This is a genomic window from Ferribacterium limneticum, from assembly GCF_020510565.1.
Taxonomy (GTDB): domain Bacteria; phylum Pseudomonadota; class Gammaproteobacteria; order Burkholderiales; family Rhodocyclaceae; genus Azonexus; species Azonexus limneticus_B.
Genome location: NZ_CP075189.1, coordinates 2,285,912 through 2,312,623, shown reverse-complemented (window position 1 = coordinate 2,312,623; position 26,712 = coordinate 2,285,912). Strand labels below are relative to the sequence as shown.

Below are 26,712 nucleotides of genomic sequence, written 5' to 3'. Positions count from 1 at the left end.
GCCCGCTCTCCAATAACAATAATCGACAAGCTCATGGTTAAAGACGCCGCGCCCGACCTTTCCAAACACACGCCGATGATGCGTCAATATCTGGCGCTCAAGGCCAGCCACCCGAACACGCTGCTGTTCTACCGGATGGGCGATTTCTACGAGCTTTTTCATGAAGACGCAGAAAAGGCAGCGCGCCTGCTCGACATCACGCTGACCACGCGCGGCCAGTCGGCTGGCGTGCCGATCAAGATGTGCGGCATCCCCTTCCATTCGCTGGAGCCTTACCTCGCCCGTCTGGTCAAGCTCGGCGAATCGGCCGTGATCTGCGAGCAGATCGGCGACCCGGCGACCAGCAAGGGGCCAGTCGAGCGCGCTGTGGCACGTATCGTCACGCCCGGCACGCTGACCGATGCGGCGCTGATCGACGACAAGCAGGACATCTGGCTGCTGGCTGTAACCACCATCCGCAACACCGCCGGTCTGGCCCGGCTCAACCTGGCCAGCGGCGAATTCGTGCTGCTCGAAGTCCCGACAGACCAGATTCCGGCTGCTTTGGAACGCATCCGCCCGGCCGAAATCCTTTACCCGGAAAGCTGGACGCCCAATTTCGGCCTCGACGTTGCCCGCACCCGGCAGCCAGACTGGTATTTCGAATTCGACTCGGCCCGCCGCCTGCTCTGCGATCAGTTTGAAGTCGCTTCGCTCGCCGGTTTCGGCGCCGAAGGGCTGAAGCCGGCCGTTGCCGCTGCCGGCGCCCTGCTCCAATACGCCCAGGCAACGCAGGCCGGAAAATTGACCCATTTACGCGGGTTGACCGTGGAAATCGAAGGCGCTTACCTCGGCCTCGACCTCGCCACGCGGCGCAATCTGGAATTGACCGAAACCCTGCGCGGCCAGCCATCGCCGACGCTGTTTTCACTGCTCGACAACTGCGTGACCAGCATGGGCTCGCGCCTGCTCCGTCACACGCTGCATCACCCGTTGCGCGAACGCGATCTGCCTGCCGCTCGCCACGGCGCTGTCGAATTCCTGCTCGACGATTACGGCCGCATCGCCGGCGAAATCCGTCGCGGCCTGCGCGGCATCGCCGACATTGAACGCATCGCCGGCCGTATCGCCCTGCGCAACGCCCGACCGCGTGACCTAGCCAGCCTGCGCGAATCGCTGGCCCGCCTCGATGGCCTGCGCGCCCCGCTGGCCGGCACTATCTCGCCCTTGGTCGCGCAACTATTCGGCGATCTCGACACACCGTTCGCCACGCTCGATCTGCTCATCCGTTCCATCGGCGCCGAACCATCCGCCCAGATTCGCGACGGTGGCGTCATCGCCCCGGGCTTCGATGCCGATCTCGACGAATACCGCTCGCTAAACGACAACTGCGGCGCCTATCTGGTCGACATGGAAGCCCGCGAACGCGAGCGCACCGGCATCAGCAGCCTCAAGGTCGAGTACAACAAGGTGCATGGCTTCTACATCGAAGTCACGCACGCCAATACCGAGAAAATCCCGGAAGACTACCGCCGCCGGCAAACGCTGAAGAATGCCGAGCGCTACATCACGCCGGAGCTCAAGGCTTTTGAGGACAAGGCACTGTCGGCCCAGGAACGCGCGCTGGCCCGCGAAAAGCTGCTCTACGAGGCCATTCTCGACGAACTCCAACCGGTCATCCCGACCCTGCAAGTCATCGCCCGCGCCGTTGCCCATCTCGACCTTCTGGCCGGCTTTGCTGAAACCGCCCTCAAGCGCAACTGGTGCAAGCCCGAATTTGCTGAAGAAATCGGGTTGACCGTGGAAGGCGGCCGTCACCCGGTGGTTGAGGGCGAACTGGCCAACAATGCCGAAACCTTCATCGCCAACGATTGCCTGCTCGCCGAAAACCGCCGCCTGCTGCTCATCACCGGCCCGAACATGGGCGGTAAATCGACCTACATGCGGCAAGTCGCGCTGATCGCCCTGCTCGCCCACATCGGCTGCTACACGCCGGCCGACCGCTGCGTGCTCGGCCCGCTCGACCGCATTTTCACCCGCATCGGCGCCTCCGACGATCTGGCTTCCGGCCGTTCGACTTTCATGGTCGAAATGACCGAAGCCGCCGCCATCCTGCACCACGCGACAGCCAACAGCCTCGTCCTGATGGACGAAATCGGCCGCGGCACGTCCACGTTCGACGGTATGGCCCTGGCCTTCGCCATCCTGCGCCATCTGATCGACAAGAATCGCTGCCTGACGCTGTTCGCCACGCACTATTTCGAGATGACCCGGCTGTCACACGAATACACCGAACTGGCCAACGTCCACCTCGGCGCCGTCGAGCACAACGACCGCATCGTCTTCATGCACGCCGTCGAGGAAGGCCCGGCCAACCAGAGCTACGGGATTCAGGTCGCCGCACTGGCCGGCATTCCGACCGCCGTCGTCCGCGCCGCCCGCAAGCAGCTCCGCGAATTCGAACAACGCGCCACGGTTGATCCGCTCCAGCCGGACCTTTTCGCCCAGGATTTTTCGCCAGAAGCGCCCGAGCCAGCCGAGCCTGAGCCACACCCGGCCCTCGACCACCTCGCCGCCATCGACCCGGACAGCCTGACGCCACGCGAGGCGCTCGATGCGCTCTATGCGTTGAAGGGTTTGCTTCGGTGATCGGGAAAATCGAGGCTTCCACGGTCAACCGGAAATTTTGGCCAAAATTGAAATGGGGTCTGCTGTTGATCGGCGCAATGGCCCAGGCCCATGCCGATGTCTGGCGTTTTGCCGTGATCGGCGACACGCCCTATTCCGACTACGAACGGGCCGAATTGCCCAAAATGCTCGAGGCCATTGCCAACAGTCAGGTCGAATTCGTCGCCCATATCGGCGATATCAAGTCAGGCAAGGATCGCTGCGACGACAGCCTTTTTGCTGATCGCCATAGCCTCTTCAACGCCTCCCGCGTGCCCTTCGTCTTTGTTCCGGGCGACAACGAATGGTCGGACTGTGATCGCGTGTCGAATGGCAGCTACCATCAGCACGAACGTCTTAACAAGCTGCGCAGCCTGTTCTGGCGTGATTCGCTATCGCTCGGCCAGAAAAAACTGACGCTTGAGCGCCAACCTGGAAACTATCCCGAACACGCCCGCTTCGGGCTCGGGCCAGTGCTTTTCGTCACGCTCAACGTGCCGGGCGGCAACAACAATTGGGGAATGACCAGCCAGCCCAGCCCGGAATTCCTCGCCCGCAACCCGGTTGCCCTCGCCTGGCTCAAGGAAAACTTCACCCTCGCCCGCCGCAAAAAACTGGCCGGCATCGTCTTGCTCTTCCAGGCCAACCCAGAATTCAAGCATTTCAATCAGGGCTTTGGCCACAATGGCTACCGCGATTTTCTGGAATTGCTGCGCGACGAAACGTTGCAATTCACCGGCCAGGTCGTCGCCGTCCATGGCGACTCCCATATCAGCCGCATCGATCATCCACTACGCGACAAACAGGGGAGTCCGATAATTAACTTTACACGCGTCGAAACCCACGGCTATCCGATGATGGGCTGGACACGCGGCATCATCGATAGTGAATCCCCCACCCTATTCCGGTTCGAAACTCATCCTTGGCCTACAAGACGCGATTGATGCGGCACTCTCGGAGCGAATACCGCCAGCCAGAAGATCGACTCATGCGGAGCGATTCAGCAAGCCAAATCGGCAGTTTTCAGGCGGCAGATTTGGTATCGACGGACTTTGCGCGCGCGCCCTGCCAGCCGCAAACCCAGGCAAGCACTAGCCACAGCCACAGAAAACGCGGTTCGTCGATCAGGGTGTTGAGGCTCCCCGAAACAAGAAAAGCCAACAGGCCGGCAAAGGCAGCAATGCCTTCAACTTGGCCGTAGCGCAGGGCCTTGAATCCACCGGCCACTGCAACGCTCATCAAAGCCAATGCGGCGGCAAGTCCGAGCCAGCCGAGATCGAACAGCAGAGCCACCGGCAGGCTGTGAATATGCCACGGCGGGTCAATGTCTGTAGCGAAGAACCAGTGGTCCATGCCCTTCTCGAAGGCGCCATTGCGAGTCAAGTAGTGATCCGTACCAGGAAGACGCAAGCTGATGTTATCGATGTCGATGGCCTGACCATTGGCAGGCGTGACCAAGGATATCTTGACCGGCACCAGTGCTGCCAGCCCGTTTGCTGGCTCGGGTAGCGGCGGTATGGTGGCGTACTGGTTCTGCCAGTACCCGGGAGCCTTGATGCCGGTCACTTCAACCTGCTCACATTCGTCGGCCGTGAGCAAGGTTTTCCGGCAAAGGGTCACCGCTAGCTTTGGGGGCGCACCGGCACTCCGCACATTGATGGACAGATCCAGTTCCTTGCCTGGCGGAGGAGAAATGATCTGTTCGATATAGATGGGAGCTCCAGGAGCAAGCCGCAGGAAAGCATTCCCACCACCGGGTTCGATACGGAAGGCGGCGGCGCGCTGTTCGGTACGGCTCCCCCAGAAATGGCTTTCCGGAAAACGGCCGAGACCTACTCCCAGCAAGGTGGTGGCGACGCCGTCGTCTCGCAGGTCAAGCGCGGAGCGCCAATGGGCGAGACGAGTTTCAAAATCGTGCTCGGACGCGCCCAGGCGCTCGCTGGCGTAGCCACCGCTCAGCGCCATGCCGCCAGCGACCGTGACCATGCCGATCGTCAACAGAGCCGGAAGCATCGCACCAGGCGAGCGGCGTCGCGTTTGCCAGGCGGTGAGAATACCGATCAACAGCGCACCGGCCAATGCAGCAAAGCCGTTGCGCGAATAAGTAACAAGAATCGCGTAGCCGGCCAGCACGAGTAGTGCTGATACGCCCCAAAACAGCAGCCGGTGGCGACAGGTGGCGAGTTCGATGATGACGAAGGCGCTAGCCACCGCCAGGAAACACTCAATGTAGGCACCGCCCTTGTTCATTACAGAGAAGGGGCCGGTTACCCGGTAGTCGGTCGTGAAGTCGAACAAACCAACCATCGCCATGCGCTCCCAAAGCACGACCAGGATGGTCAGCGCCAAGCCAACCGCAAAGCCCAGATGCAAGAGGCGGCCGACGGTGGGCTGACGACCAACCAGCGACCGATACATGGCGACAAACAGCCAAGCCCATACCACCCCCTTGAAGATACGCATACCGTTGAACGGGCTGAGGTAGCTGGAGAAGCTGTTCATATCGAGGGAAAAGCTGCCTCCCCAGGCCTTTAACGCACCGATGGCCAAACTGAGCATCATGGCGAGGAAGACCAGCGCCCGCCCGCTCAATCGCTTGCGGAAAATTTGCGGTCGCTCGCGCGCGAATCCGACGGCCAGACAGGCTGCGCAAAGGAGATCAAATTCATCAAGGAAGAAACGACCGGACCACGGGGCGAAATCGAAAACCGGCATAGCCGCCGGCAATATCACCAGCAAGCTAGCCGGCCGCCACCAGGTTGCTGCCGCGGCTGCAGCCACCACACCCAGCACAAACCAGGAATAGGCCGGCCAACCGGCCCCCATCCAGGCGATGGCCATAAGGAGAACTATCAGCCATGGCTTGTCAGGCAGGCTGAAACTTGTCTTTGGTATCGACTCAACTGCGGAAGAGGTTGCTGTATCAAGAGGAGCCGCCCGATCACCATGTTCAGGCGGAACATCAGCAGTGCGTTCTACTCGTCGTTGCTGCCGCTCCCAAAGGTTGATGCCGTTCATCAGCAACCAGACTGATGTACCAGCCAGCAGGACATTGGTCGGATCAGGATGTATCCCGTCCATGAACAGTTTTCCAGTCTCCAACACCAGCGCGACCATTGCCGCCAATACGGCGGTGCCTGCCGCTCCAGCCATGCTCGCCCACGCAATGATCGCCAGCGGTGCGTAGATCACCACTACGCTACCGAGGCTAACCAAGGCAGCCGCCTCGGTGGTGAAGTAGTGATAGTAGAATGGCAGAAACCTCAATTCGTCCCAGGACCGCAAAGCGTGCCCCCAGCCCAGCCAAGCGTGGCTGCCCCAACCGGAGGCGAAGCCAAGCAGGACAAGGTAGGCCAGCAACAACCAGCCCATGTGCTGGCTTAGCCAGCAGCGCAGGATATCGAGGCTGCCCTTTCGCCATCCGGCACCCAGCCACGCCCCCAGCCCGGCACCGGCCGCTCGGCTGAGCAGCGACGCCCCTTGGCTAACCCCGCTGGCGATGAAAATCTGACCGATCTCAAACAAAAATCCGATCATGGCGCCACCGAAGATACCCCGTCGAAGCGCCTGCTGCGACTTTAGCCCTGCACCGAGGCCAACACCGATAGGAATCGTCAACGCAGCTTCGACTACCAGAAGAAGAAGCGTGCGCAGCCACGACGTGAATGAAGCCTCGGGCAGAGCGAACACCCAGCCCCAGTTGCCAGAGTCCAGCTTGTTCAGGAACTCCTGGCGAGAAACCAGAAAATCGAAGGGAAAAAAGCAGAACAACAAGTAGCCAAGAGCATAAGCCTGCCAGGCCAGGCGGGCGATATTGGCTGAATCAGTCCTCCAGGCCTGCCACCAGCGGGCCAGCCATGGCCCCATACCACGAGCAGCGACAACCCCGACGAGGCTGCCGAGGCACTCGGCCAGCAAATCGTTCTGGGATACGGTCCGCGGCGGAAAACTTAGCTGCGCAAACTCGACAGTAAAGGCCAGCATGCCGGCGAACGCCAGGGATGCAAGCGTGGGCAGGAAGCGTGTTCCACCATCCAAGGCCCGGACGCCGAGGAAACCCAGTGGAAGGTAAAGGACACCATTGGCAATCCAGTCGGCGCGAGATTCGACCCCGAGTGTCAGGAAGGGGGTATGCCGGAAAGCCGCCCAAGCCTGGTCAAACGGAAGCGGGTGAAAGTCGAAGGGGATAAGACTGCCATAAACGACGAAGGTCGCATAAATGAGCCATGCCCACCTTGCGACCTTTGTTCCATCGGAATTTGACCTTATAGTCGCGATGGTTCGGTGCGTATGCAGCGGCACTCCGGAGGAAACTTGCTAGAAAACCACAAGCGTGGCCATGAGCTAGCAGCCACCCTTACCTGTTTTTACTGAAGCGCCAGTTACGTTTTTGGCTCCGCAGAAATGGTAAAGGGGATTTTGATCGCAAACCACATACGAATAGGAGCCACCCGTCCCATAGTTATAACTCACCATCGCGTTGGCTTCAGTACCAGACACAGACCAAGTTCCAACATTTTCACCATTGGAGTTGTTGCCGAGTTCATAGATTGAGCCACCGTTATGCCATTCCTGCCACTGCTCACTACCCAAAATCGCACAAACAGTATTGCCACCCAAAAGGCTACTAATTTGGGTGTCGCTCATACGAGTACCTCCACCGCATGGGCATGACTCCTGTGCTTGGGAAGTGGAGGCAAGCCCCAACAGCATGAAAACGATAAGGTTGCGTAGCATGTTGGCTCCTAAATTTCGTTAGTATTGGCGCATATTACATTACATGTGGCTAAGCAAGGCTTGCGCCAAACCAATTCACGCTCTTATCTTTCAAGCGCTTAGCAACATTCAAAACGGCTATTACCCTGACCACTGTAAAGTTTATCGACACCGCCGTCATCAAATGGCTGGCGCCGACAGACAATGATGGACCAAAAAAATACCCGCCGAAGCGGGCATTGCGGGGCGAGAAAGCAGCCGCCAGTTAGTGGCAGCCTTCCTCGTCATCATCGCCGCCATGCACATGGCCGTGTTCGATTTCTTCGGCACTGGCCGGGCGAATCGCCGTCACGGTGCAGGTAAAAATCAGGGCCATGCCGGCTAGCGGGTGATTGCCGTCGAGAACAACCTTGTCGTCGGCAATTTCAGTAACGCGATAGATCACGAAATCATCCTCGCCGCCCTCTTCCGGGCCGCCTTCGAACTGCATGCCAACCTCAAGTTCCTTCGGGAAATCCTTGCGCGGCTCGATCTGAACCATCTCGGCATCGTATTCACCAAACGCCTCGTCCGGCTGTAGCTTTACCTTGACCGACTCACCGATCTTCTTGCCCTGCAGGGCTTCCTCGATCAGCGGAAAAATATCGTCGTAACCACCATGCAGGTAAATCAGCGGCTCGCGGCCTTCATCGACCACTTCGCCATCGGGATCGGTAACGTGGTAATCGAGAGTAATGACGGAATTCTTGGCAACCTGCGTGTTCATGAATTTAGTTCCTTGACCAGGCGCAGCACTTCCAGTGCGTGGCCCTTGTAATTGACGTTGTAAAGCGCGTGGCGAATGATACCGCGGCGATCGATAATAAAGGTGGAGCGGCAAACGCCGAATTTCTTGTGGCCATCCACTTCCTTGGCCTGCCAGACACCGTATTGCTTGCAGACGGCACCTTCCTCATCCGACAGCAGTTCGATGCCGATACCTTCCTTGTCGCGAAATTCGGCATGCCTCATGCAGTCGTCGCGACTGACGCCGAATAGCACGCAATCCTGACGGAGAAATTCGTCCTCGTGATCCGAAAAATCCGTAACTTCCTTGGTGCAACAGGGGGTTCCATCCTTCGGGTAGAAGAATATAACGATGTGTTTCTGCCCCTGATATTTCGCCAGATCGATAGTCTCCATATCGGCATCCGGCAACGAGAATGATGGAGCCTTTTCGCCAACCTTGAGCAGCATGTTGTTCTCCTTGAGCGCTCTGCGTGGGGCACTGCTGAGAACGATTCTAACGGAGGCAAATGCTGGTGACTACTGCGGTCGACGCCTTTATTTCGCTTATTTTCCGGGAACCTTTTCCGGAATCTGCACGAAGGTTTCGTCCTGCCGAACCATGCCCAGCTCGAAGCGGGCGCGTTCCTCGATGGCGTCGTAACCCTGCTTCAGATCGCGGACCTCGGCGTCGAGGCCCGCGTTCCTGATTTCCAGCTTCTTGGTCACTTCCTTCTGCTGCTGCAATTGACGGTCGTATTCCCAGACTTTCAGCCAGCCCCCCTTGCCCACCCACAGTGGGAACTGGAGCAGGCCGATGGCTGCGAGAAGGCCGACCGTCAGCCAGCGCATGAGTGATTAGCGCAGGTTATAGAAGGTTTCGCGGCCCGGGTAGGAAGCGGTATCGCCCAGATCTTCCTCGATGCGGATGAGCTGGTTGTACTTGGCGATACGGTCGGAACGGGACAGCGAACCGGTCTTGATCTGGCCGGCATTGAGGCCAACGGCGATGTCGGCAATGGTGCTGTCTTCGGTCTCACCCGAGCGATGCGAAATCACGGCGGTGTAACCGGCGCGCTTGGCCATTTCGACAGCGGCGAAGGTTTCGGACAGGGTACCGATCTGGTTGATCTTGATCAGGATCGAATTGCCGATGCCCTTCTTGATGCCTTCCTTGAAAATCTTGGTGTTGGTCACGAACACGTCGTCGCCAACGATCTGCACGTTCTTCCCAAGGCGATCGGTCAGCAGCTTCCAGCCGTCCCAGTCGGCTTCGGACATGCCGTCTTCGATGGAGACGATCGGGAACTGGTCAGCCAGATTGGCCAGGTAATCGACAAACTGAGCCGAAGTCAGCTCAAGACCTTCACCAGCCAGCTTGTACTTGCCGTCCTTGTAGAACTCGGAAGCGGCACAGTCGAGCGCCAGCAGGACATCCTTGCCCGGCACGTAGCCGGCCAGCTCGATTGCCTGCATGATGATTTGCAACGCTTCGGCATGGCTGCCCAGATTCGGGGCGAAACCGCCTTCGTCACCGACGGCGGTGGAATGACCGGCCTTGTTGAGCAGCTTCTTCAGCGCGTGGAAGATTTCGGCGCCACAGCGGATGGCTTCGCGGATATTGGCTGCGCCAACCGGCATCACCATGAATTCCTGAATGTCCAGACTGTTGTTGGCGTGCTCGCCACCGTTGATGATGTTCATCATCGGCACCGGCATCTGCATCGGGCTCATGCCGCCAAAATAACGGTAGAGCGGCAGACCGGACTCTTCGGCTGCAGCCTTGGCAACGGCCATGGAGACAGCCAGGATAGCATTGGCGCCAAGACGCGACTTGTTGTCGGTGCCGTCGAGATCGATCATGGTCTGATCGATGAAAGCCTGCTCCTGAGCGTCCAGGCCGATGATGGCCTCGGAAATTTCGGTATTGATGTTCTCGACGGCCTGCAGCACGCCCTTACCAAGATAGCGCCCCTTGTCGCCATCGCGCAGCTCGATGGCTTCGCGGGAACCGGTAGAGGCGCCAGACGGAACTGCAGCGCGGCCCATGACGCCGGACTCAAGCAGAACGTCAGCTTCAACCGTGGGGTTACCACGGGAATCGAGAATTTCACGGGCTACAACATCAACGATTGAACTCATACTTCTTCCTTATTATCAGAAGGTTAAATTAAAAACTCAAACTAAATAATTAACAGGCGATTTACTTCAGTTCTTCGAAGCCAGCCGATTTGACAGCCTTATCCAGTGCAACCAACGTCGCCAGCAGACTTTCCATGCGATCCAACGGCCAGCTGTTCGGACCATCCGACCAGGCTTTTTCCGGGCACGGATGGGTTTCCATGAACAGGCCGGAGATACCGACGGCAACTGCGGCCCGAGCCAGCACCGGGACGAATTCGCGCTGACCACCCGACGTCGTACCCTGCCCGCCCGGCAACTGCACCGAATGGGTCGCATCGAAAACGACCGGGCAACCGGTTTCGCGCATGATGGCCAGGCTGCGCATGTCGGAAACGAGATTGTTGTAGCCAAAAGAAGCGCCACGCTCGCAGACCATGATGTTGTCGGCGCCGTTATTCACTTCGTGTGCCTTGTCGACGACATTCTTCATATCGCCCGGCGCAAGGAACTGGCCCTTCTTGATATTCACCGGCTTGCCGCAGGTTGCGACAGCATGGATGAAATCGGTCTGGCGGCAGAGGAAAGCTGGCGTTTGCAGGACATCGACAACGCTGGCAACAGCCGGAATGTCTTCAATGGTATGTACGTCGGTCAAAACCGGCACGCCAATCTGGCGCTGCACTTCCGAAAAGATGCGCAGACCTTCTTCAAGACCCAGGCCGCGCACCGATTTGCCGGAGCTGCGGTTGGCCTTGTCGTAGGAGGCTTTGAAAATGTACGGAATTCCCAGTCGACCGCAGACTTCCTTCATGTGGCCGGCAACATCCAGACAGAGTTGCTCGGATTCGGCAGTACACGGGCCGGCTATCAGGAAAAAAGGCTGGTCAAGACCAGCCTCGAAACCACAGAGTTTCATTTAGCCTTGACCTTTTGATTGGCCAGCGCAGCCTTTACGAACGACGTAAAGAGCGGATGGCCCTGACGCGGGTTGGAGGTGAATTCCGGGTGGAACTGACAACCGACGAACCACGGATGGACGTCAGCCGGCAATTCGACCATTTCGCACAGATCGGTACCGGGCGCACGGCCAGCGACGACCAAGCCCTTGGCTTCCAGTTGCGCCAGCAAGGTGTTATTGACTTCATAACGGTGGCGGTGACGTTCGGTAATCTCCGGAGCACCGTAAATAGTGCGCGCCAGCGAGCCTTCGGCCAGCTTGCAGACCTGACCGCCAAGGCGCATCGTGCCGCCGATGTCGGAGTCTTCGCTACGCTTTTCGACCTTGCCGGAGGCGTCGAGCCATTCGGTAATCAGGCCAATGACCGGATAAGGCGTGTCCTGCACGAATTCCGTGGAGTGCGCTTCGGCCATGCCGGCCACATCGCGGGCGAATTCGACGACAGCGAGCTGCATGCCGAGACAGATACCGAGGTAAGGCACCTTGTTTTCACGGGCATAGCGAATGGCAGCAATCTTGCCTTCTGTGCCACGACGGCCAAAACCGCCCGGCACAAGAATGGCATCGATGCCTTTGAGGACGCCGACACCGTTCTTTTCGAGATCTTCGGAGTCGAGATAAACAATATTGACCTGGCTGCGCGTATGGATACCGGCGTGCTTGATCGCCTCGATCAGCGACTTGTAGGACTCGGTCAGGTCGACATACTTGCCGACGAAAGCCACCGTCACTTCGTGCTGCGGATGCTCCAGCGCCACGATCAGGTTGCGCCAGACCGTCAGATCGGCGGCCTTGGCCAGAATATTCAGCTTGTGGCAGACAATTTCGTCAAGCATCTGGTCATGCAGCATGCCCGGGATCTTGTAGATCGAATCGGCATCGAGACACTCGATGACCGCTTCCGGCATGACGTTACAGAACAACGCGATCTTGCGCCGCTCTTCGACCGGAATCGAACGGTCGGCACGGCAGAGCAGGATGTCCGGCTGGATACCGATTTCGCGCAACTCCTTGACGGAGTGCTGGGTCGGCTTGGTCTTCAGTTCGCCGGCAGTCGGGATGTAGGGCAGCAGCGTCAGGTGCATGTAGCAGACGTTGTTACGGCCTTCTTCAAAACCGATCTGGCGAATGGCCTCGAGGAAGGGCAGCGACTCGATGTCGCCGACCGTACCGCCGACTTCTACGATGGCCACTTCGGCACCTTCGGCACCGGCCTTGATCTTGTTCTTGATCTCGTCGGTGATGTGCGGAATCACCTGTACGGTCTTGCCGAGATACTCGCCGCGACGCTCTTTCTTGAGCACCGTGTCGTAGATCTGGCCGGTCGTGAAGTTGTTGCGCTTGCCCATTTTGGCGCTCGTGAAGCGCTCGTAATGCCCGAGATCGAGATCGGTCTCGGCGCCGTCTTCGGTGACGAAAACCTCTCCGTGTTGGAAAGGACTCATCGTGCCGGGGTCGACGTTGATGTAGGGGTCAAGCTTGAGGTGGGTAACTTTGATGCCGCGGGATTCCAGAATGGCCCCGAGCGACGCGGCGGCGATGCCTTTGCCCAATGAGGACACGACACCACCCGTAACGAAAACAAATTTGGTCATGGAAAGACAGGCTGCGGGAAAGCAGAATCATAGCCGATAAGGGCCAAAAACCCCAAGCGTGTCGACCAAATTCGCCCTTGCGGATGGAATAACGCCCGATCTCTGTAAGAGCAAGCCGATTTGCTAGAATTACGGGTTAGCCAGCTTAGCGGATGCCTCTTGAAACGCGTTCTCGTCGTCAACTACTCCCAAACCGGACAGCTTTCGGACATTACCGAGCGAGTCATCGCCCCCTTGCGGGCAGCCGGTCACGACGTGCACCTCGAAACACTGATGCCGGAAACGCCCTTTCCATTTCCGTGGCCAATCGTCGATTTTTTCGATGCTTTCCCCGAGTGCGTGCAGCTTGATGCACCACCGTTGCGCCCGCTGGGCATCGCCGCCGATACACCGTTCGATCTGGTAATCCTGACCTACCAGGTCTGGTATCTCTCCCCTGCGCTGCCGATGACGGCCTTCCTGCAAAGCGCCGAAGGCCGGCAGCTGATCTGTGGCAAACCAGTCATCACGCTGGTCGCCTGCCGCAACATGTGGCTGTCGGCTCAGGAAACAATAAAGCAGTTGATTGCCGATGCCGGCGGCCGCCTGATCGACCACATGGCCTTTACCGACCAGGGCCATCCGCTGGCCACCTTCATCACCACGCCGCGCTGGGTGTGGACGGGCAAGAAGGACAGCTTTCTTGGCTTGCCACCGGCCGGCGTATCGCCGGAAGAAATACGTCAGGCGGCCCGCTTCGGGCTGGCCCTGGCCGACGGGCTGAATAATGACCAGGAAAAAACCGGCAGACCGATGCTGGCTGGCCTGCGTGCAGTCACCGTCAATCCGCGCCTGGCGATCAGCGAACGTGCCGGCCGGCGGGCTTTCGGCGTCTGGTCAAAACTCGTCAGGGCATTCGGCAAACGCGGCCAATGGCGGCGGCGCCCTGCTCTTTTATTGTTTGTCCTTTATCTGATTACGCTGATCGTCACCGTCGTTCCAATAAGCCTGTTGTTACAATGGCTATTTTCCCCGCTGCTCAGACCCAAGCTTGAGCGGCTCAAGGCCGAACTGGAGCAACCTTCCGGCTCGCAGGAATTCAACTTAGAAAAATATGCACCCTAGCGGCAAGGTTTATATCAACGGCACGTCGGCCTTCCTGCCCAATGCGCCGGTCGGCAACGACGACATCGAAAAAGTGCTGGGCATGATCGCCGGCAAGCCGTCGCGCGCCCGGCGCATCGTGCTGCGTAACAACGGTATCCGCCAGCGCCATTACGCCATTGATCCAGCAACCGGTGCCCCGACCCACACCAATGCCCAGTTGACGGCCGAAGCCGTGCGCGGCCTGGCCTGCGAACGTTTTTCCCCCGACGATATCGATTGCCTGGTCAGCGGCACGACCATTCCGGATCAGATCATGCCCAACCACGGCGTCATGGTGCATGGCGAACTGGGCATTCCGGCCTGCGAAGTGGTGTCGACCGCCGCCATCTGCGTGGCCGGCATCACGGCGCTCAAGTATGCCTACATGAGCGTCCTTTCCGGTCTGGCCCGCAACGCGGTGGCGACCGCCTCCGAACTTTCCTCCAGCATCCTGCATGCCCGCAATTTCGCCGCCGAATCCGAACACCGGGTGGCCGAACTGGAAACCAATCCGGAAATCGCTTTCGAGAAGGATTTCCTGCGCTGGATGCTGTCCGACGGCGCCGGCGCCTTTCTGCTCCAGGATCAGCCGCGCCCTGACGGATTGTCGCTGCGCATCGACTGGATCGACATCCTGTCGCAGGCCAATACGATGGAAGTCTGCATGTATGCCGGCGGCGAGAAGCTCGGCGACGGTTCGCTGCAGGGCTGGCAGCACTACTCTCAGGAACAGCGCGCGACGCTGTCCATTTTCTCGGTCAAGCAGGATGTCCGATTGCTCAATGCCGAGGTGACCTACCAGACCATCGGCAAGTCGCTGGAAAAAATGCAGCGCACGCGCGATGTAAAACCGGACGATATCGACTGGTTCCTGCCGCACATGTCCTCCGAGTATTTTCGCCAGCCGATGGCCGACTGCATGACCGTGGTCGGCTTCCCGATTGCCCAGGAAAAATGGTTCACCAATCTGCAAACGAAGGGCAACACCGGTTCGGCTTCGATCTACATCATGATCGATGAACTGCTCAAAAGCGGCCGCCTCAAACATGGCGACCGCCTGCTTTGTTTCATCCCGGAAAGTGGCCGTTTCACCGGCTCGCTGATGCACCTGACGGCCGTCGATCATGCTTGATAGCGAAGTCCCGCAGGAAGGCAACAGCACGCTGGGCGGCCAGCGCAAGGCAATGTATGCGCGCGGCGCCGACGGCAAGCTGCACATCGTCCAGTCGGCCGGCTGGGAGGTCGAGGAAATCGTCACCCGGCAAGCCGTTGAGGATCTCAACCGACTGGCCGAAGATGCCCGCCAGCGCGTCATCGCCGGCCAGACTTCGGCGCTCGAATACCACATGCACAAGGCGCGCATGGACGTGCCGTTGCTGTCGCAAGTCACTGGCCTGTGGCAGTGGCGCATCCGCCGTCATTTTCGGCCGGATATTTTTCAGGGCCTGTCGGCCGGACTGCTCCAGCGCTATGGCGATGCCATGGGCCTGACGGTCGAGCAACTCAAAAAGGCCGAATGATGGAATTCCAGCACAGCCACGCTTCCCATTGCGAAAGCGGCGTCATGTCGTCGATGCTGCGCCATCTCGGCCTGCCGATCTCGGAGGCGATGGCCTTCGGCCTGTCATCGGCACTCTCCTTCGCCTATCTGCCGATCATCAAGATCAACGGCCTGCCGCTGGTTGCTTACCGGATGCCGCCGAAATTCATCATCAAGGGCCTGCAGAAGCCGCTTGGCCTAAAGATGCGTTTCGAAACCTTCCGCAGCCCGGAAGCCGGCGAACAGCGCCTCAACGAACTGCTTGATGCCGGCCAACTCGTCGGGATGCAGACCTCGGTGTTCTGGCTGCCCTACATGCCGGAAGACCTGCGCTTTCACTTCAATGCCCACAATGTGCTGGCCTATGGCCGCGATGCGGCGAGCGGCGATTATCTATTGTCCGATCCGGTGGTCGAAACGACGGTGACCTGTGCCCCGGCCGACCTGCGCCGCGCCCGTTTCGCCAAGGGCGTGCTGGCACCGAAGGGGCTGCTTTACTACCCGGAAGGCAAACCGTCCGAGCCGGACTGGGCGAAAGTCCTGCCCAAGGCTATCAAGAAAACGACGCGCATACTGCTCGATTCGCCAATCCCGATCATCGGCGTTCGCGGCATCCGCCGGCTGGCCAATGCCATTCAGCGCCTCGATGCAGCCGGTAACCCGGCTGCGGCCAAGATGTTCATCGGCCAAGTCGTCCGCATGCAGGAAGAAATCGGTACGGGCGGCGGCGGTTTTCGCTTCATTTATGCCGCCTTCCTGCAAGAAGCATCTGAACGCCTCGCCCGCCCGGCGCTCAACGAACTGTCCGAATCGCTCGTCGACATCGGCGACGAATGGCGCGAATTCGCGCTATCAACGGCTCGCATGATCCGCGACCGCGAGCCGCTCAATCCGGCCAAGCTGGCCGACAAGCTGCGTGCCATCGCCGACCGCGAGCAGACCTTCTTCCGCGATCTGCGCCGCGCCGCCTGATGCTCAAGGTCGATGGCGTTTCCTACCGCTATCGCGATGCCGCCGCCCCGGCGTTGCAGGACGTATCGCTCAACATCCCGGCTGGCGGCGTTTATGGCCTGCTCGGCCCGAACGGCGCCGGCAAGACGACACTCATTTCGCTGCTCGCCGGGTTGTTGACCGTAGCCGATGGCCGCATTTCGCTCAATGGCCAGCCGCTAGCCGAAGCCCGTGCCGCCAACCCGCGCGCCATCGCACTGGTACCGCAGGATTACGCCTTCTACCCGATGCTGACGGTGGCCGAAAATCTGACCTTCTTCGCCGGCGCGCTTGGCCTGGCGCACGGCGAACGCCGGCAGCAAACCGACACCGCCATCGCCTTCGCCCGGCTCGAACAGGTCACCGGCAAACGCGCCGAACAACTCTCCGGCGGCCTGCGCCGGCGCCTCAACCTGGCCATCGGCCTGCTCGGCCGGCCGCAATTGCTGCTGCTCGACGAGCCCACCGTCGGCGTCGACCCGCAGTCACGCAGCTTCTTGCTCGAATCCATCGCCGCCCTGCCCGCCAGCGGCACGACGGTTCTCTACACCAGCCACTACATGGAAGAAGTCGAGGCCATCTGCCAGCGTGTCGCCATCCTCGACCAAGGCCGCGTCCTGAGCGAAGGCACGCTCGACGACCTGCTGGCCACGGCCGACAGCAGCGCCGAAATCGAACTCGACCAGCCGCTGCCGCCCGCCCTGGCCGAACGCTACTCGGCAACCGATCTCGGCCATTTCAAATTTGGCCTTTTTTTCCGGTCGACCGTGGAAGTCGCCCGTTTGCTCGACGAACTGGCCGAAGCCGGCTGCACCGTGCGCCAGTTGCACGTCGGACGGCAAAACCTCGAACAGCTTTTCATGCGCCTGACCCGGCGCTCACTTCGGGACTAGCCGAACATGACCCGCCTGCTTGCCCTATGGACCAAGGAAACCCTGGCCTTGCTGCGCGACCGGCACGGGCTGGCCGCCCTTTTCGTCATGCCCATCATCTTCATCCTGGTCATGACCATGGCGCTGCACGATGCCTTCATGCCCGGCGCGGCCATCGACGTGGCCTACGCCATCGTCGACCTCGATGGCAGCCCCCATTCGCAATCGCTGGCCCGCCGCCTGGACAAGACCGGCAGCTTCCGTCGCGTCGCCGATCCGGCAACGACCGACGCCGCCCGGGCCGACATCCGCGCCGGCCGCTACGCGCTGGCACTGGTCCTGCCCAAGGGCTTCGGCGAACGCCTGCTGACCCCGGCCGGGGCCGACGGCCAGGCCACCGAGTCACTGAGCCTGATGGTCGACCCGACGCTGAACCCGGCGCTGCAACTCGCCTTCCGCAACCAGACCAGCGCCGCGCTCGGCATGCTGCGGGCCGACGAACTGACGCACAGCGCCGGCAAGCTGTTCGGCCTGCCGACGGCCGCCCGGCCAACCGAACGCGACTGGCCCGACGAAATCGTCAGCACCGCCGTGCAGAACGACCGCAGCATCCGTCCGCCCTCGTCGGTGCAGCAAAACGTGCCGGCCTGGCTGGTATTCGCCATGTTCTTCGTCGTCATCCCGATTTCCGCCATCCTGATCACCGAACGCCAGCAAGGCACGCTCCAGCGCCTGGCCGCCATGGGCCTGCCTTTCCGCCTTGTCCTGCTCGGCAAGTTGCTGCCCTTCTTCGTCGTCAATCAAATTCAGGCCGTCCTGATGGTCGCCGTCGGCATCTGGGGCGTCCCGCTTTTTGGTGGTGAGGCGCTTGTCATGCCCACCGGCGCCGGGCTGTTCCATTGCTGGCTGGTCGCCGCCGCTGTCAGCCTGGCCGCCGTCGCCTGCGCCCTGCTCGTCGCCAGCCTGGCCCAGACGACGCAGCAATCGACGATCATCGGCGGCGTCGGCAACATCCTGATGGCCGCCATCGGCGGCATCATGGTCCCCAAATTCATGATGCCGGGCGCCATGCAGACTCTCGCCGAATGGTCGCCGATGGCCTGGGCGCTCAACGGCTTCCACACCGTCATGCTGCGCCACGGCGACTTTGCCGCCATCCTGCCCGACCTCGTCAAACTCCTTGCCTGCGCGGCCCTGGCCCTCGCCGCCGCGACCTGGCTCAACCGCCGCCAAGCAGCATGACTACCGACCTCCGCCTCGCCCTCAAAGCCCTGATCGTCGAAGCCTGCGACAAGGATTGCGATCCGGCCAGCATCACCGACGACGAAATTCTCTTCGGGCCGGAAGCGCCGCTCCAGCTCGATTCGCTCGACGCCCTGCAGGTCTCGATGGCGATCAAGAAAACCTACGGCCTGCGCCTGCCCGACAGCAAGGAAACCCGCCGCGTCCTGTCCAGCATCGCCAACATGGCCGAACATCTCGACGCCTGGCTGGCCAGCCGCGCATGACGCGTCCGGTCTTCATCAATAAAACCGCCCTGCTTTGCGCTCGTGGCAATTCGCCGGCCGTCGTCGCCAGCGCCTTGTGGAATGGCGAATGCAGCGCCGGTCAACGAAAACTGGGCGAGCGGGCTTTCCCCTATTTTGGGCTGCCGCTCGAAGAAACTGACTGGCTGATCCGCGCCGAACAAGCGCTCCATCAGGTCGCCGGCCAGCTTGGCCCCTTGCCACCCGAAACGCCGCTGTTGATCGCCTCGTCATCCTTCCAGATCGGCCATTTCGAACAGCTCGGTGCGCCTTTCGACCTGCCCGTCGCCAACGCCGCATTCAGCCGACAAATCGCCGAATGGCTGGGCCTGACCGGCCCCCGCACCAGCTTCTCGAACGCCTGCACCTCCGGCTTCTCAGCCCTCGATGCCGCCAGCAGCCTGATCGCCGCCGGCCTCATCGACGACGCCATCGTTCTCGGCGTCGAACTCGCCAACGACAGCACGCTGGCCGGTTTCGCCGCCATGGAATTGCTCTCGCGCACAGCAGGCCGCCCCTTCGACGCCCGGCGCGATGGCCTGGTCCTTGGCGAGGCAGTCGCCGCCGTGCACCTCAGCACCAATCCCGCCACCTGGCGCATCGCCGGGCTGCGTACCGGCCTCGACGGTTTTTCGACCACTGGCCCCAATCCGGATGGCTCGCGGATTGCCGATGTCACGGTCGACTGTCTAAATGACGCAAAATTGAAAGCCGCCGACATCGAGCTAATAAAGCTCCAGGCCGCCGGCTCGCCGGGTACCGATCTGGCTGAAGCCAACGCCCTGCGCAGCGTCTTTGGTCAAAACATGCCGCCGCTCTTCTCGCTTAAACCCGGCCTTGGCCACACGCTGGGCGCCAGCGGCCTGGCCGAACTCGCCGCCCTGCTCGCCTGCCTCAATGCCGACAAGATCCCCGCCACCGCCGGCTTTTCCAAGGTCGATCCGGAAATCGCCCTGTTCCCGATGGTCGAGCGCAGCACCGAACACATCGAACGCGCCCTGCTCAACCTGATCGGCTTTGGCGGCGGGCTGGCCAGCCTGATCGTGGAGCGCCACGGATGATCAGCCTGACCACCGTCCTCAGCCAAAGCTTCGCCCCGGCCGACCTTCCCGCCGCCGTCCGCGCCGCGCTGGGCAAACCGCTGCGCCGTGCCGCACCACTGACCCAGCTGGCGCTCGTCGGCGCCCTGGCCTGCCTGCCTGCCGAGCGCCGCGCACTGCCGACCACCCTGCTCTGGCAATCAACCAGTGGCCCGCGCCTCGAAACGCTGACCCTGCTAGACGAAGTCTGCTCTGGCAGCGCCGAGCCCATGCCCTACGATTTCCTCGCCACCCAGCCGGCCATCGCCGCCGCCCAGATCCAGACTTTCCTGCCCGGCCTGCAAACGGCCATGCACCTGCCGCTCGACAGCGAAGGGATGGCCAACTGGTCGCTGCTGCTCAGCCTGGCCATCGTCTGGCTCAACGAAGGCCGTTGCGCCCAGGTGCTGTGCGCCCAACTCGACCACACGGCCGATGTCGCCAGCGGCCACTGGCTGGCCTTGAGCTGCGCGCCTCTTGAAAACTCGCCGGCCAAGCTCCATTTAGCGGAAGGCGCAGCAAGCGAATCTCTGCCCGACACACCCGACTTCCCTGCCCGCCTCGCCGAATGGCTGGCTGGCAACGACGGCCCGACGCTTTCCCTGCATTCTCCCGTCGCCATGAAGCTGACGGTAGAATTCACCCGACTCTAATTTAAACAGGCCACGCCATGTCCGAATTTGCTTTTGACGTTTCCATCGAAGATTTCGAAACCAAGGTTCTCCAGCCGGCCGAAAGCGTGCCGGTGGTCGTCGATTTCTGGGCGCCCTGGTGCGAGCCGTGCAAGGTGCTCAAGCCCCTGCTCGAAAAGCTGGCAGAGGAATACAAGGGCCGCTTCCTGCTCGCCATGGTCAATGCCGACGAAAACCCCGAGCTTTCCCAGCACTTCGGCGTGCGCAGCATTCCATCGGTCAAGGTCCTGTTCCAGGGCCAGTTGGTCGATGAATTCAACGGTGCCCTGCCCGAAGGCCAAATCCGCGAATTCCTCGACCGCTTTGCCCTGCCCCCTGCTCCGGGCGGCGACCTGCGCGCCGAAGCCGCCGCGCTGGTCATCGAAGGCAAGCTTGAAGAAGCGCTCGCCAAGCTGGTCGAAGCCAGCAAGGCCAAGCCGGAAGACCAGGCCATCCAGCTTGATGCCGTCGACGTCATGATGCAGCTCGGCCGCAACGACGAAGCCGGCCAACTGCTCTCTGGCGACTACACCCAGGAAGCCGACCGCGCCAACGCCCTGCGCGCCCGCCTGGCGCTCTCCGCCGGTGCCGCCGATACAGCCGAACTCGAAGCCAAGCTGGCCGCCAACCCTGCCGACCACGCCGTTCGCCTCGACCTCTCCCGCGCCTACGCCGCGCAGGGCAACTTCCGCGCCGCGATGGAAGCCGCCCTCGAAGTCGTCACCCGCGACCGCGCCTTCGACGAAGGCGCCGGCCGCAAAGCTTTGCTGACCCTGTTCGAAGCCCTGGCCGGCAGCGACCAGTACGACGACCTGATCCGCGAATTCCGCCGCAAGATGTCGGCCGCCCTCAACTAGGCTTTTCCGCGAAGACATCGGCCGTGCGGCTGTTCTACACCGATGTCTTCGTTTTGCCTTTGCCGGCCGGGCATCGTTTTCCCATGGAAAAATATTCCCGGCTGCGCGAGGCGCTACTCGCCAGCGGCGAGTTCAGCCCGGCCGATTTTCATCTGCCGCACGCCGCCACCAACGAAGAACTGGCCCGCGCCCACGACCAGAAGTACATCGACGCCGTTTCCCACGGTCAACTTGAAAAAACGGCCGAAAAGCAAATCGGCTTTCCGTGGAGCGCCGGCATGGTCGAACGCTCCCGCCGCTCGGCCGGGGCCACCATCTGCGCCTGCCGCGCCGCGCTCGAAGACGGCGTTGCCGCCAACCTGGCCGGCGGCACGCACCACGCCTTTCGCGACCACGGCGAAGGCTTCTGCGTCTTCAACGATGCTGCCGTCGCCGCCCGCGCCATGCAGGCCGAAGGCCGGGTCGACCGCGTCCTGATCGTCGATTGCGACGTCCATCAGGGCAACGGCACGGCCAGCATCCTGCGAGGCGACGACAGCATCTTCACCTTCTCCATCCACGGTGCCCGCAACTATCCGTTCGACAAGGAAGAAAGCGACCTCGACATCGAACTGCCCGATGGCTGCAGCGACGAAGCCTACCTGCTGCAACTCGCCCACGGCCTCGATACCGCCTTCGACCTCGCCCGGCCCGAGCTGGTCATCTACCTGGCCGGCGCCGACCCCTATCACGACGACCGCCTCGGGCGCCTCGGACTGAGCTTCGAAGGCCTGGCCGAGCGCGACCGGATGGTTTTCAACAAAGCCCTGGCCCACCGCGCACCGGTCGCCATTGCCATGGCCGGCGGCTATGCCCGCCAGATAAACGATACCGTCAGCATTCATCGCCAAACCATCCTTCTGGCGAAATCCATCCGAACGCCGTAAGCTGTCGAAAAACGACAGAAACTCTAAAAACACGATGAAGAAACTGCTCGCACTGTTCGATTTGCGATCACTGCAGGTGCGCATCACCATCGGCGTTCTGCTGCTTGGTCTGTTCGTCCTGTGGAGTGCCGTTTTTTCCCTTGGTCACACCATGCGCCGCGACATGGAAACGACCATCTCGCGGCAGCAGTTCTCGACAGTCGCCCTGATTGCCAACGAACTCGACCGCTCCATTCGCGAACGGCAGCAGATTATCAAGATCATCGCCGACGGCTATCGGATCAGCCGGCTGGGCGACTCGCCGGAAGCCCAGGCCTCGCTTGAACGCCATCCGCTCCCCGAGAGCATTTTCAACTGGGGCGTACTCGTCGTTGATCGCCAGGGGATAGCGGTGGCGAGCATTCCGCGCCAACTCAACCGTACCGGCGTGAACTTTCTCGACTACCCGGGGATCAGGCATGTGCTGAGCGGTGCCGGGGCAACCATTACCGACCCGTTGTTCAGTGAACACAGCCAGCAACCGATCTTTGCCATCATGGCGCCGATCCATGACGCGCAAAAACAGGTGGTGGGCGTCGTCGTCGGCGTCACCAACCTGAACCAGCCGAACTTCCTCGATCAGATCGGCGCGACAAAATACGGCGTAACGGGCGATTTCCTGATCACTGCGCCCAAGACGCGCAGCTACGTCACCGCTTCGGACAAGCGCCGCTTGCTCAAGAGCGGCCCGCCGCGCGGCGTCAATGCGGTGTACGACCGTTATATCGACGGCTACGAAGGCTCCGGGCTGGCCCGCAGCTCGCGGGGCGTCCTCGAACTGTCGTCGAGCAAGGAAATACCGACGACCGGCTGGCTCATGCAATCGGTCCTGCCCGCAGCCGAAGCCTTCGCGCCGATCGACAGTGTCGAGCGACACCTGGTCATGGTCTCCTCCGGCCTGACGCTCGTCCTCGCCATCCTGTGCTGGTGGTGGCTGCGGCGGCAGTTCCAGCCGCTGGCCGAAACCTCGCAGTTGCTGACCCGGATGAGCCGCGGCGAAGTGCCGCGCCAGGCGCTGCCGGTGCACCGGAATGACGAAATCGGGCAATTGACCACGGCCTTCAACGGCTTGCACGAAGTCATCATCGCCGAAGAGGCCAAGGCGGCCGAACATTCTGCCAACAAGCGCCTGCGCCAGATCGTCTCGGAAGTGCCGGGCGTCGTCTTCCAGTACCGCCTGAACGCCGATGGCCACGGCAGTTTTCCGTTTGCCAGCGATGCGATCAAGGAACTTTATGGCGTCACGCCTGAGGAGGTCCGCGAAAGTACCGACAGTTTGCGCCGGATGGTCCATCCGGACGACTATCACCTCTTTATCGACTCACTGAACGCTGCCGCAAAAAACCTGATGCCCTGGCGGCACGAGTATCGCCTGTGCATGCCCGATGGGCAGATCAAATGGCTGCTCATCCGCGCCATCCCCGAGCCGAGCACGGACAACAGCATCATTTTCTGCGGCTTCGTGGCCGACATCAGCGACATCAAGGCGATGGAGACCGAACTGCGCAATGCACTCGACGAGCACCAGCGCAAGGATGCCGAGATCGCCCGTTACCGCGACCATCTCGAACAACTGGTCGAAGAACGCACGGCCGATCTCGAACTGGCGCGGGCCGATGCGATCCGGCTGGCCATGGCCAAGAGCGAATTCCTGGCCAAGATGAGCCATGAAATCCGCACACCGCTGCACGGCGTCCTCGGCATGACTCACATCGGCCTGCGCGCGACGGTAGATGGCAGCAAGGCGCATGACGCGCTGGTCAAGATCCAGCACTCCGGCAAGCTGCTGCTCGGCATCATCAATGACATCCTCGATTTTTCGAAGATGGAAGCCGGCATGCTCAAGATCGAGGACACGCCGGTCGACCTCCGTGTCGTTCTCGACGAAAGCGTCGAGATGATGCAGGAGCGGGCCACCGGCAAAGGCCTTGAATTCAGCCTGGTACGTGCCGACAACCTGCCCGCGGAGTGTCGCAGCGACGCCCTGCGCCTGCGCCAGATATTGCTCAATCTGCTCTCCAACGCCGTCAAGTTCACCAGCAACGGCAGCGTCAGCCTCGAAGCCGACCTTGACGGCGACGACCTGCGTTTCCGCATCACCGACACCGGCATCGGCATCTCGCCGGAGCAGATGGGCAATATCTTCAATCCCTTCGAGCAGGGCGACAATTCGACGACCCGGCGTTTCGGCGGCTCCGGCCTCGGGCTGGCCATCACCGATCACCTCGTTCGCCTGATGGGCGGCACGATCAGCGTCGACAGCACGCCCGACGTCGGTAGCTGCTTCACGGTGCGCCTGCCCTACACCCCCGTCCGCCGCCAAAGCCCGCCAACACCCGAAACCGTCGCGGCCAGCGCGGCGACGCCCAAAATCCTCAACGGGCTGCGCATTCTGGTCGCCGAAGACGTCGATATCAACCGCCTGATCATGAGCGAAATCCTTGCCGAGGTCGGCGCCGAAGCCAGCTTTGCCGAAGATGGCCAGCAGGCCGTTGACGCCGTTCGCACACACGGCGGGCCGGCCTACGATGTCGTGCTGATGGATATTCAGATGCCGGTCATGAACGGTTTCGAAGCCACCCGGGCCATCCATCAATTGGCTCCCGAGCTGCCGATCATCGGCCAGACAGCCCATGCCCTGGCCGAAGAACGGGACGCCTGCTTCGCTGCCGGGATGGTCGACCACATCTCGAAACCAATCGATCCGGACGCGCTGTTCGCGATGATTCTCAAGCATGCCAGACAGGCATCCGGCGCTAGAATCCCGTCATGAATCCGAACACGCTTTACCAGTCGCCGAGCCTGCGCCAGATCGAGAGCCGCCATGCCCATGAGGCGCTCATGCAACGCGCCGGAGCGGCCGCCGCCGACTGGGCAATCAGCCTCGCCGGCGAACGAAACCATCCCGTCCTCATCCTCGCCGGGCCGGGCAACAACGGCGGCGACGCTTTCGAGGTGGCGCGCCTGCTGCGCCAACGCTTCTTCGACGTGCGCCTTGTATTCGCCGGCGATGCGGTGAAACTCCCGGCCGATGCGTCCGCCGCCCGACAAGCCTTCAGCGCCGCCGGCGGTGTCACCACTACAGCGATTCCGGACGATGTCCGCTGGTCCTTGATCATCGACGGCCTGTTCGGCATCGGCCTGACCCGGGCGCCGGAGGGCAGCTACGCCCAGTGGATCACCACGGCCAATCGGCTGGCCGAACGCGACAACTGCCCGCTGCTGGCGCTCGACTGCCCATCCGGATTGAATGCCGACACCGGCGCCAGCTTTGCCCCGTGTATTCAGGCCAGCCACACGATCACTTTCATCGCCGGCAAGCCCGGGCTGCTCACCGCCGACGGCCCCGATTGCTGCGGCGAGATTCGCGTCGCCGACCTCGCCCTGAACCCGGCCGACGAAATCGAACCGGATGGCCATATCGTCACCCTGGCTGACTTCAGCACCCGCCTCAAACCACGTCGAAACAACACGCACAAGGGCAGCTTCGGCAGCGCCGGCATTCTCGGCGGCGGCAAATCGATGGTCGGCGCCGCCCTCCTGGCTGGCCGTGTGGCGCTCAAGCTGGGCGCCGGCCGCGTCTATCTCGGGCTGCTTGATGCCGACGCGCCGACCGTAGATCTGCTCCAACCGGAACTGATGATGCGCCGGGCCGACACGCTGCTCCAGGCCGACCTCCAAGCGCTCGCCTGCGGCCCCGGGCTAGGTCGTTCGTCGGAAGCCCTGCGCCTGCTCGAACAATCGCTCAAAGCCCCCGTCCAGCTCGTCCTCGATGCCGATGCGCTCAATCTGCTGGCCGAAGACGGCCGACTCGAAGGCAATCTCTACAACCGCGTCGGCCCGGCCATCATGACCCCGCACCCGGCTGAAGCGGCCCGTCTCCTCGGCTGCTCGGTGCGCGATGTGCAGACTGACCGGATCAAGGCCGCTGGCGAACTGGCCAGCCGCTATCGCTGCCATGTCGCCCTCAAGGGCTGCGGAACGGTGATTGCCACGGTCAACCGGAAAATTTGGCTAAATTCAACAGGCAATCCCGGCATGGCCACGGCCGGCATGGGTGACGTGCTGAGCGGCTTGATCGTCGCCCTGCTCGCCCAGAACTGGCCGCCCGAAATGGCGCTGCTGGCCGGCGTGCATCTGCACGGCGCAGCGGCTGATCGCCTCGTCGCCAACGGTATCGGGCCCGTTGGCCTGACTGCCGGCGAAGTCATCGACGCCGCGCGCAATCTCTTCAACGAATGGGTTGCCGACAACGGCAAGCTGTAAAATCGCGCCCTCCACCG

At 61.5% G+C, this 26,712-nt stretch carries 23 protein-coding genes; 15 read left to right on the top strand and 8 right to left on the bottom strand.

Annotated elements, in window-relative coordinates:
• Positions 1-33: 33 nt before the first annotated feature.
• Together mutS and KI610_RS11080 are read left to right on the top strand one after the other, a co-directional pair.
• Positions 34-2,628: a DNA mismatch repair protein MutS gene (gene mutS / locus KI610_RS11085; RefSeq protein WP_226495034.1), complete on the top strand. Its 2,595-nt coding sequence runs from the start codon at positions 34-36 to the stop codon at positions 2,626-2,628.
• Positions 2,629-2,675: 47 nt separating this feature from the next.
• A complete protein-coding gene (locus KI610_RS11080; RefSeq protein WP_226495033.1) occupies positions 2,676-3,590 on the top strand; it encodes a metallophosphoesterase in 915 nt (304 codons plus the stop codon).
• A 79-nt stretch (positions 3,591-3,669) separates the two neighbouring features.
• On the opposite strand, the gene KI610_RS11075 is transcribed toward KI610_RS11080, so the two are convergent.
• The 8 genes from KI610_RS11075 to KI610_RS11040 all read right to left on the bottom strand — a co-directional run bounded on the left by KI610_RS11075 (position 3,670) and on the right by KI610_RS11040 (position 12,804).
• Positions 3,670-6,948 carry a VanZ family protein gene (locus KI610_RS11075; protein WP_226495032.1) on the bottom strand — a complete coding sequence of 1,093 codons (3,279 nt, stop codon included), beginning with the start codon at positions 6,946-6,948 and terminating at the stop codon, positions 3,670-3,672.
• A gap of 42 nt (positions 6,949-6,990) precedes the next feature.
• Positions 6,991-7,293 (bottom strand): hypothetical protein, encoded by a 303-nt coding sequence (locus KI610_RS11070; protein ID WP_226495031.1) that lies wholly within the window; start codon positions 7,291-7,293, stop codon positions 6,991-6,993.
• Between the two features lie 334 nt (positions 7,294-7,627).
• Complete coding sequence (locus KI610_RS11065; RefSeq protein ID WP_226495030.1) at positions 7,628-8,128, bottom strand: FKBP-type peptidyl-prolyl cis-trans isomerase; 501 nt, start codon at positions 8,126-8,128, stop codon at positions 7,628-7,630.
• The gene (locus tag KI610_RS11060; RefSeq protein WP_404827399.1) at positions 8,125-8,598 is read right to left on the bottom strand and encodes a peroxiredoxin; all 474 of its coding nucleotides are present in this window, start codon (positions 8,596-8,598) and stop codon (positions 8,125-8,127) included. Before KI610_RS11060 ends, KI610_RS11065 begins: the two co-directional genes overlap by 4 nt.
• Positions 8,599-8,694: 96 nt before the next feature.
• On the bottom strand, positions 8,695-8,979 hold the full coding sequence (gene ftsB / locus KI610_RS11055) for a cell division protein FtsB (protein WP_226405391.1): 285 nt from the start codon (positions 8,977-8,979) through the stop codon (positions 8,695-8,697).
• Positions 8,980-8,985: 6 nt separating this feature from the next.
• Positions 8,986-10,269 (bottom strand): phosphopyruvate hydratase, encoded by a 1,284-nt coding sequence (gene eno / locus KI610_RS11050; protein WP_226495029.1) that lies wholly within the window; start codon positions 10,267-10,269, stop codon positions 8,986-8,988.
• Between the two features lie 61 nt (positions 10,270-10,330).
• On the bottom strand, positions 10,331-11,167 hold the full coding sequence (gene kdsA, locus KI610_RS11045) for a 3-deoxy-8-phosphooctulonate synthase (protein WP_226495028.1): 837 nt from the start codon (positions 11,165-11,167) through the stop codon (positions 10,331-10,333).
• Positions 11,164-12,804, bottom strand: coding sequence for a CTP synthase (locus KI610_RS11040; RefSeq protein ID WP_226495027.1), 1,641 nt, complete (start codon positions 12,802-12,804; stop codon positions 11,164-11,166). Before KI610_RS11040 ends, kdsA begins: the two co-directional genes overlap by 4 nt.
• A gap of 159 nt (positions 12,805-12,963) precedes the next feature.
• Here KI610_RS11040 and KI610_RS11035 point away from each other — a divergent pair, with 159 nt between their 5' ends.
• The 13 genes from KI610_RS11035 to KI610_RS10975 are packed head-to-tail and all read left to right on the top strand — an operon-like array spanning position 12,964 to position 26,695.
• The gene (locus tag KI610_RS11035; RefSeq protein ID WP_226495026.1) at positions 12,964-13,908 is read left to right on the top strand and encodes a dialkylrecorsinol condensing enzyme; all 945 of its coding nucleotides are present in this window, start codon (positions 12,964-12,966) and stop codon (positions 13,906-13,908) included.
• Complete coding sequence (locus KI610_RS11030) at positions 13,898-15,061, top strand: beta-ketoacyl-ACP synthase III (RefSeq protein ID WP_226495025.1); 1,164 nt, start codon at positions 13,898-13,900, stop codon at positions 15,059-15,061. The genes KI610_RS11035 and KI610_RS11030 overlap by 11 nt, the downstream gene beginning before the upstream one ends.
• A complete protein-coding gene (locus KI610_RS11025) occupies positions 15,054-15,449 on the top strand; it encodes a hypothetical protein (protein WP_226495024.1) in 396 nt (131 codons plus the stop codon). The genes KI610_RS11030 and KI610_RS11025 overlap by 8 nt, the downstream gene beginning before the upstream one ends.
• Positions 15,446-16,441 (top strand): BtrH N-terminal domain-containing protein, encoded by a 996-nt coding sequence (locus tag KI610_RS11020; protein WP_226495023.1) that lies wholly within the window; start codon positions 15,446-15,448, stop codon positions 16,439-16,441. The genes KI610_RS11025 and KI610_RS11020 overlap by 4 nt, the downstream gene beginning before the upstream one ends.
• Entirely contained in the window at positions 16,441-17,352 is a 912-nt protein-coding gene (locus tag KI610_RS11015; protein ID WP_226495022.1) for an ABC transporter ATP-binding protein, read from the top strand. The genes KI610_RS11020 and KI610_RS11015 overlap by 1 nt, the downstream gene beginning before the upstream one ends.
• Positions 17,353-17,358: 6 nt before the next feature.
• On the top strand, positions 17,359-18,573 hold the full coding sequence (locus tag KI610_RS11010; RefSeq protein ID WP_226495021.1) for an ABC transporter permease: 1,215 nt from the start codon (positions 17,359-17,361) through the stop codon (positions 18,571-18,573).
• Positions 18,570-18,839, top strand: a complete 270-nt coding sequence (locus KI610_RS11005; RefSeq protein ID WP_226495020.1) for an acyl carrier protein — start codon at positions 18,570-18,572, stop codon at positions 18,837-18,839. The genes KI610_RS11010 and KI610_RS11005 overlap by 4 nt, the downstream gene beginning before the upstream one ends.
• Positions 18,836-19,918 (top strand): beta-ketoacyl synthase N-terminal-like domain-containing protein, encoded by a 1,083-nt coding sequence (locus KI610_RS11000; RefSeq protein WP_226495019.1) that lies wholly within the window; start codon positions 18,836-18,838, stop codon positions 19,916-19,918. Before KI610_RS11005 ends, KI610_RS11000 begins: the two co-directional genes overlap by 4 nt.
• Positions 19,915-20,589: a hypothetical protein gene (locus KI610_RS10995; protein ID WP_226495018.1), complete on the top strand. Its 675-nt coding sequence runs from the start codon at positions 19,915-19,917 to the stop codon at positions 20,587-20,589. The genes KI610_RS11000 and KI610_RS10995 overlap by 4 nt, the downstream gene beginning before the upstream one ends.
• A 17-nt stretch (positions 20,590-20,606) precedes the next feature.
• Positions 20,607-21,464 carry a tetratricopeptide repeat protein gene (locus KI610_RS10990; protein WP_226495017.1) on the top strand — a complete coding sequence of 286 codons (858 nt, stop codon included), beginning with the start codon at positions 20,607-20,609 and terminating at the stop codon, positions 21,462-21,464.
• A 23-nt stretch (positions 21,465-21,487) separates the two neighbouring features.
• Entirely contained in the window at positions 21,488-22,390 is a 903-nt protein-coding gene (locus KI610_RS10985) for a histone deacetylase family protein (protein WP_226495016.1), read from the top strand.
• 34 nt (positions 22,391-22,424) lie between these two features.
• Positions 22,425-25,202: an ATP-binding protein gene (locus KI610_RS10980; RefSeq protein ID WP_226495015.1), complete on the top strand. Its 2,778-nt coding sequence runs from the start codon at positions 22,425-22,427 to the stop codon at positions 25,200-25,202.
• Positions 25,199-26,695: an NAD(P)H-hydrate dehydratase gene (locus tag KI610_RS10975; protein WP_226495014.1), complete on the top strand. Its 1,497-nt coding sequence runs from the start codon at positions 25,199-25,201 to the stop codon at positions 26,693-26,695. The genes KI610_RS10980 and KI610_RS10975 overlap by 4 nt, the downstream gene beginning before the upstream one ends.
• Positions 26,696-26,712: the final 17 nt, after the last annotated feature.

What these genes read in the sequence shown, in the direction of transcription:
- ftsB (WP_226405391.1), bottom strand. Translation starts at nt 8,979, where the DNA reads ATGCGCTGGCTGACGGTCGGCCTTCTCGCAGCCATCGGCCTGCTCCAG.
- KI610_RS11020 (WP_226495023.1), top strand. Translation starts at nt 15,446, where the DNA reads ATGATGGAATTCCAGCACAGCCACGCTTCCCATTGCGAAAGCGGCGTC.
- KI610_RS11000 (WP_226495019.1), top strand. Translation starts at nt 18,836, where the DNA reads ATGACGCGTCCGGTCTTCATCAATAAAACCGCCCTGCTTTGCGCTCGT.
- kdsA (WP_226495028.1), bottom strand. Translation starts at nt 11,167, where the DNA reads ATGAAACTCTGTGGTTTCGAGGCTGGTCTTGACCAGCCTTTTTTCCTG.
- mutS (WP_226495034.1), top strand. Translation starts at nt 34, where the DNA reads ATGGTTAAAGACGCCGCGCCCGACCTTTCCAAACACACGCCGATGATG.
- KI610_RS11010 (WP_226495021.1), top strand. Translation starts at nt 17,359, where the DNA reads ATGACCCGCCTGCTTGCCCTATGGACCAAGGAAACCCTGGCCTTGCTG.
- KI610_RS11065 (WP_226495030.1), bottom strand. Translation starts at nt 8,128, where the DNA reads ATGAACACGCAGGTTGCCAAGAATTCCGTCATTACTCTCGATTACCAC.
- KI610_RS11060 (WP_404827399.1), bottom strand. Translation starts at nt 8,598, where the DNA reads ATGCTGCTCAAGGTTGGCGAAAAGGCTCCATCATTCTCGTTGCCGGAT.
- KI610_RS10980 (WP_226495015.1), top strand. Translation starts at nt 22,425, where the DNA reads ATGAAGAAACTGCTCGCACTGTTCGATTTGCGATCACTGCAGGTGCGC.
- KI610_RS11040 (WP_226495027.1), bottom strand. Translation starts at nt 12,804, where the DNA reads ATGACCAAATTTGTTTTCGTTACGGGTGGTGTCGTGTCCTCATTGGGC.
- KI610_RS11025 (WP_226495024.1), top strand. Translation starts at nt 15,054, where the DNA reads ATGCTTGATAGCGAAGTCCCGCAGGAAGGCAACAGCACGCTGGGCGGC.
- KI610_RS11005 (WP_226495020.1), top strand. Translation starts at nt 18,570, where the DNA reads ATGACTACCGACCTCCGCCTCGCCCTCAAAGCCCTGATCGTCGAAGCC.
- KI610_RS11015 (WP_226495022.1), top strand. Translation starts at nt 16,441, where the DNA reads ATGCTCAAGGTCGATGGCGTTTCCTACCGCTATCGCGATGCCGCCGCC.
- eno (WP_226495029.1), bottom strand. Translation starts at nt 10,269, where the DNA reads ATGAGTTCAATCGTTGATGTTGTAGCCCGTGAAATTCTCGATTCCCGT.
- KI610_RS10990 (WP_226495017.1), top strand. Translation starts at nt 20,607, where the DNA reads ATGTCCGAATTTGCTTTTGACGTTTCCATCGAAGATTTCGAAACCAAG.
- KI610_RS10995 (WP_226495018.1), top strand. Translation starts at nt 19,915, where the DNA reads ATGATCAGCCTGACCACCGTCCTCAGCCAAAGCTTCGCCCCGGCCGAC.
- KI610_RS11030 (WP_226495025.1), top strand. Translation starts at nt 13,898, where the DNA reads ATGCACCCTAGCGGCAAGGTTTATATCAACGGCACGTCGGCCTTCCTG.
- KI610_RS10975 (WP_226495014.1), top strand. Translation starts at nt 25,199, where the DNA reads ATGAATCCGAACACGCTTTACCAGTCGCCGAGCCTGCGCCAGATCGAG.
- KI610_RS11070 (WP_226495031.1), bottom strand. Translation starts at nt 7,293, where the DNA reads ATGAGCGACACCCAAATTAGTAGCCTTTTGGGTGGCAATACTGTTTGT.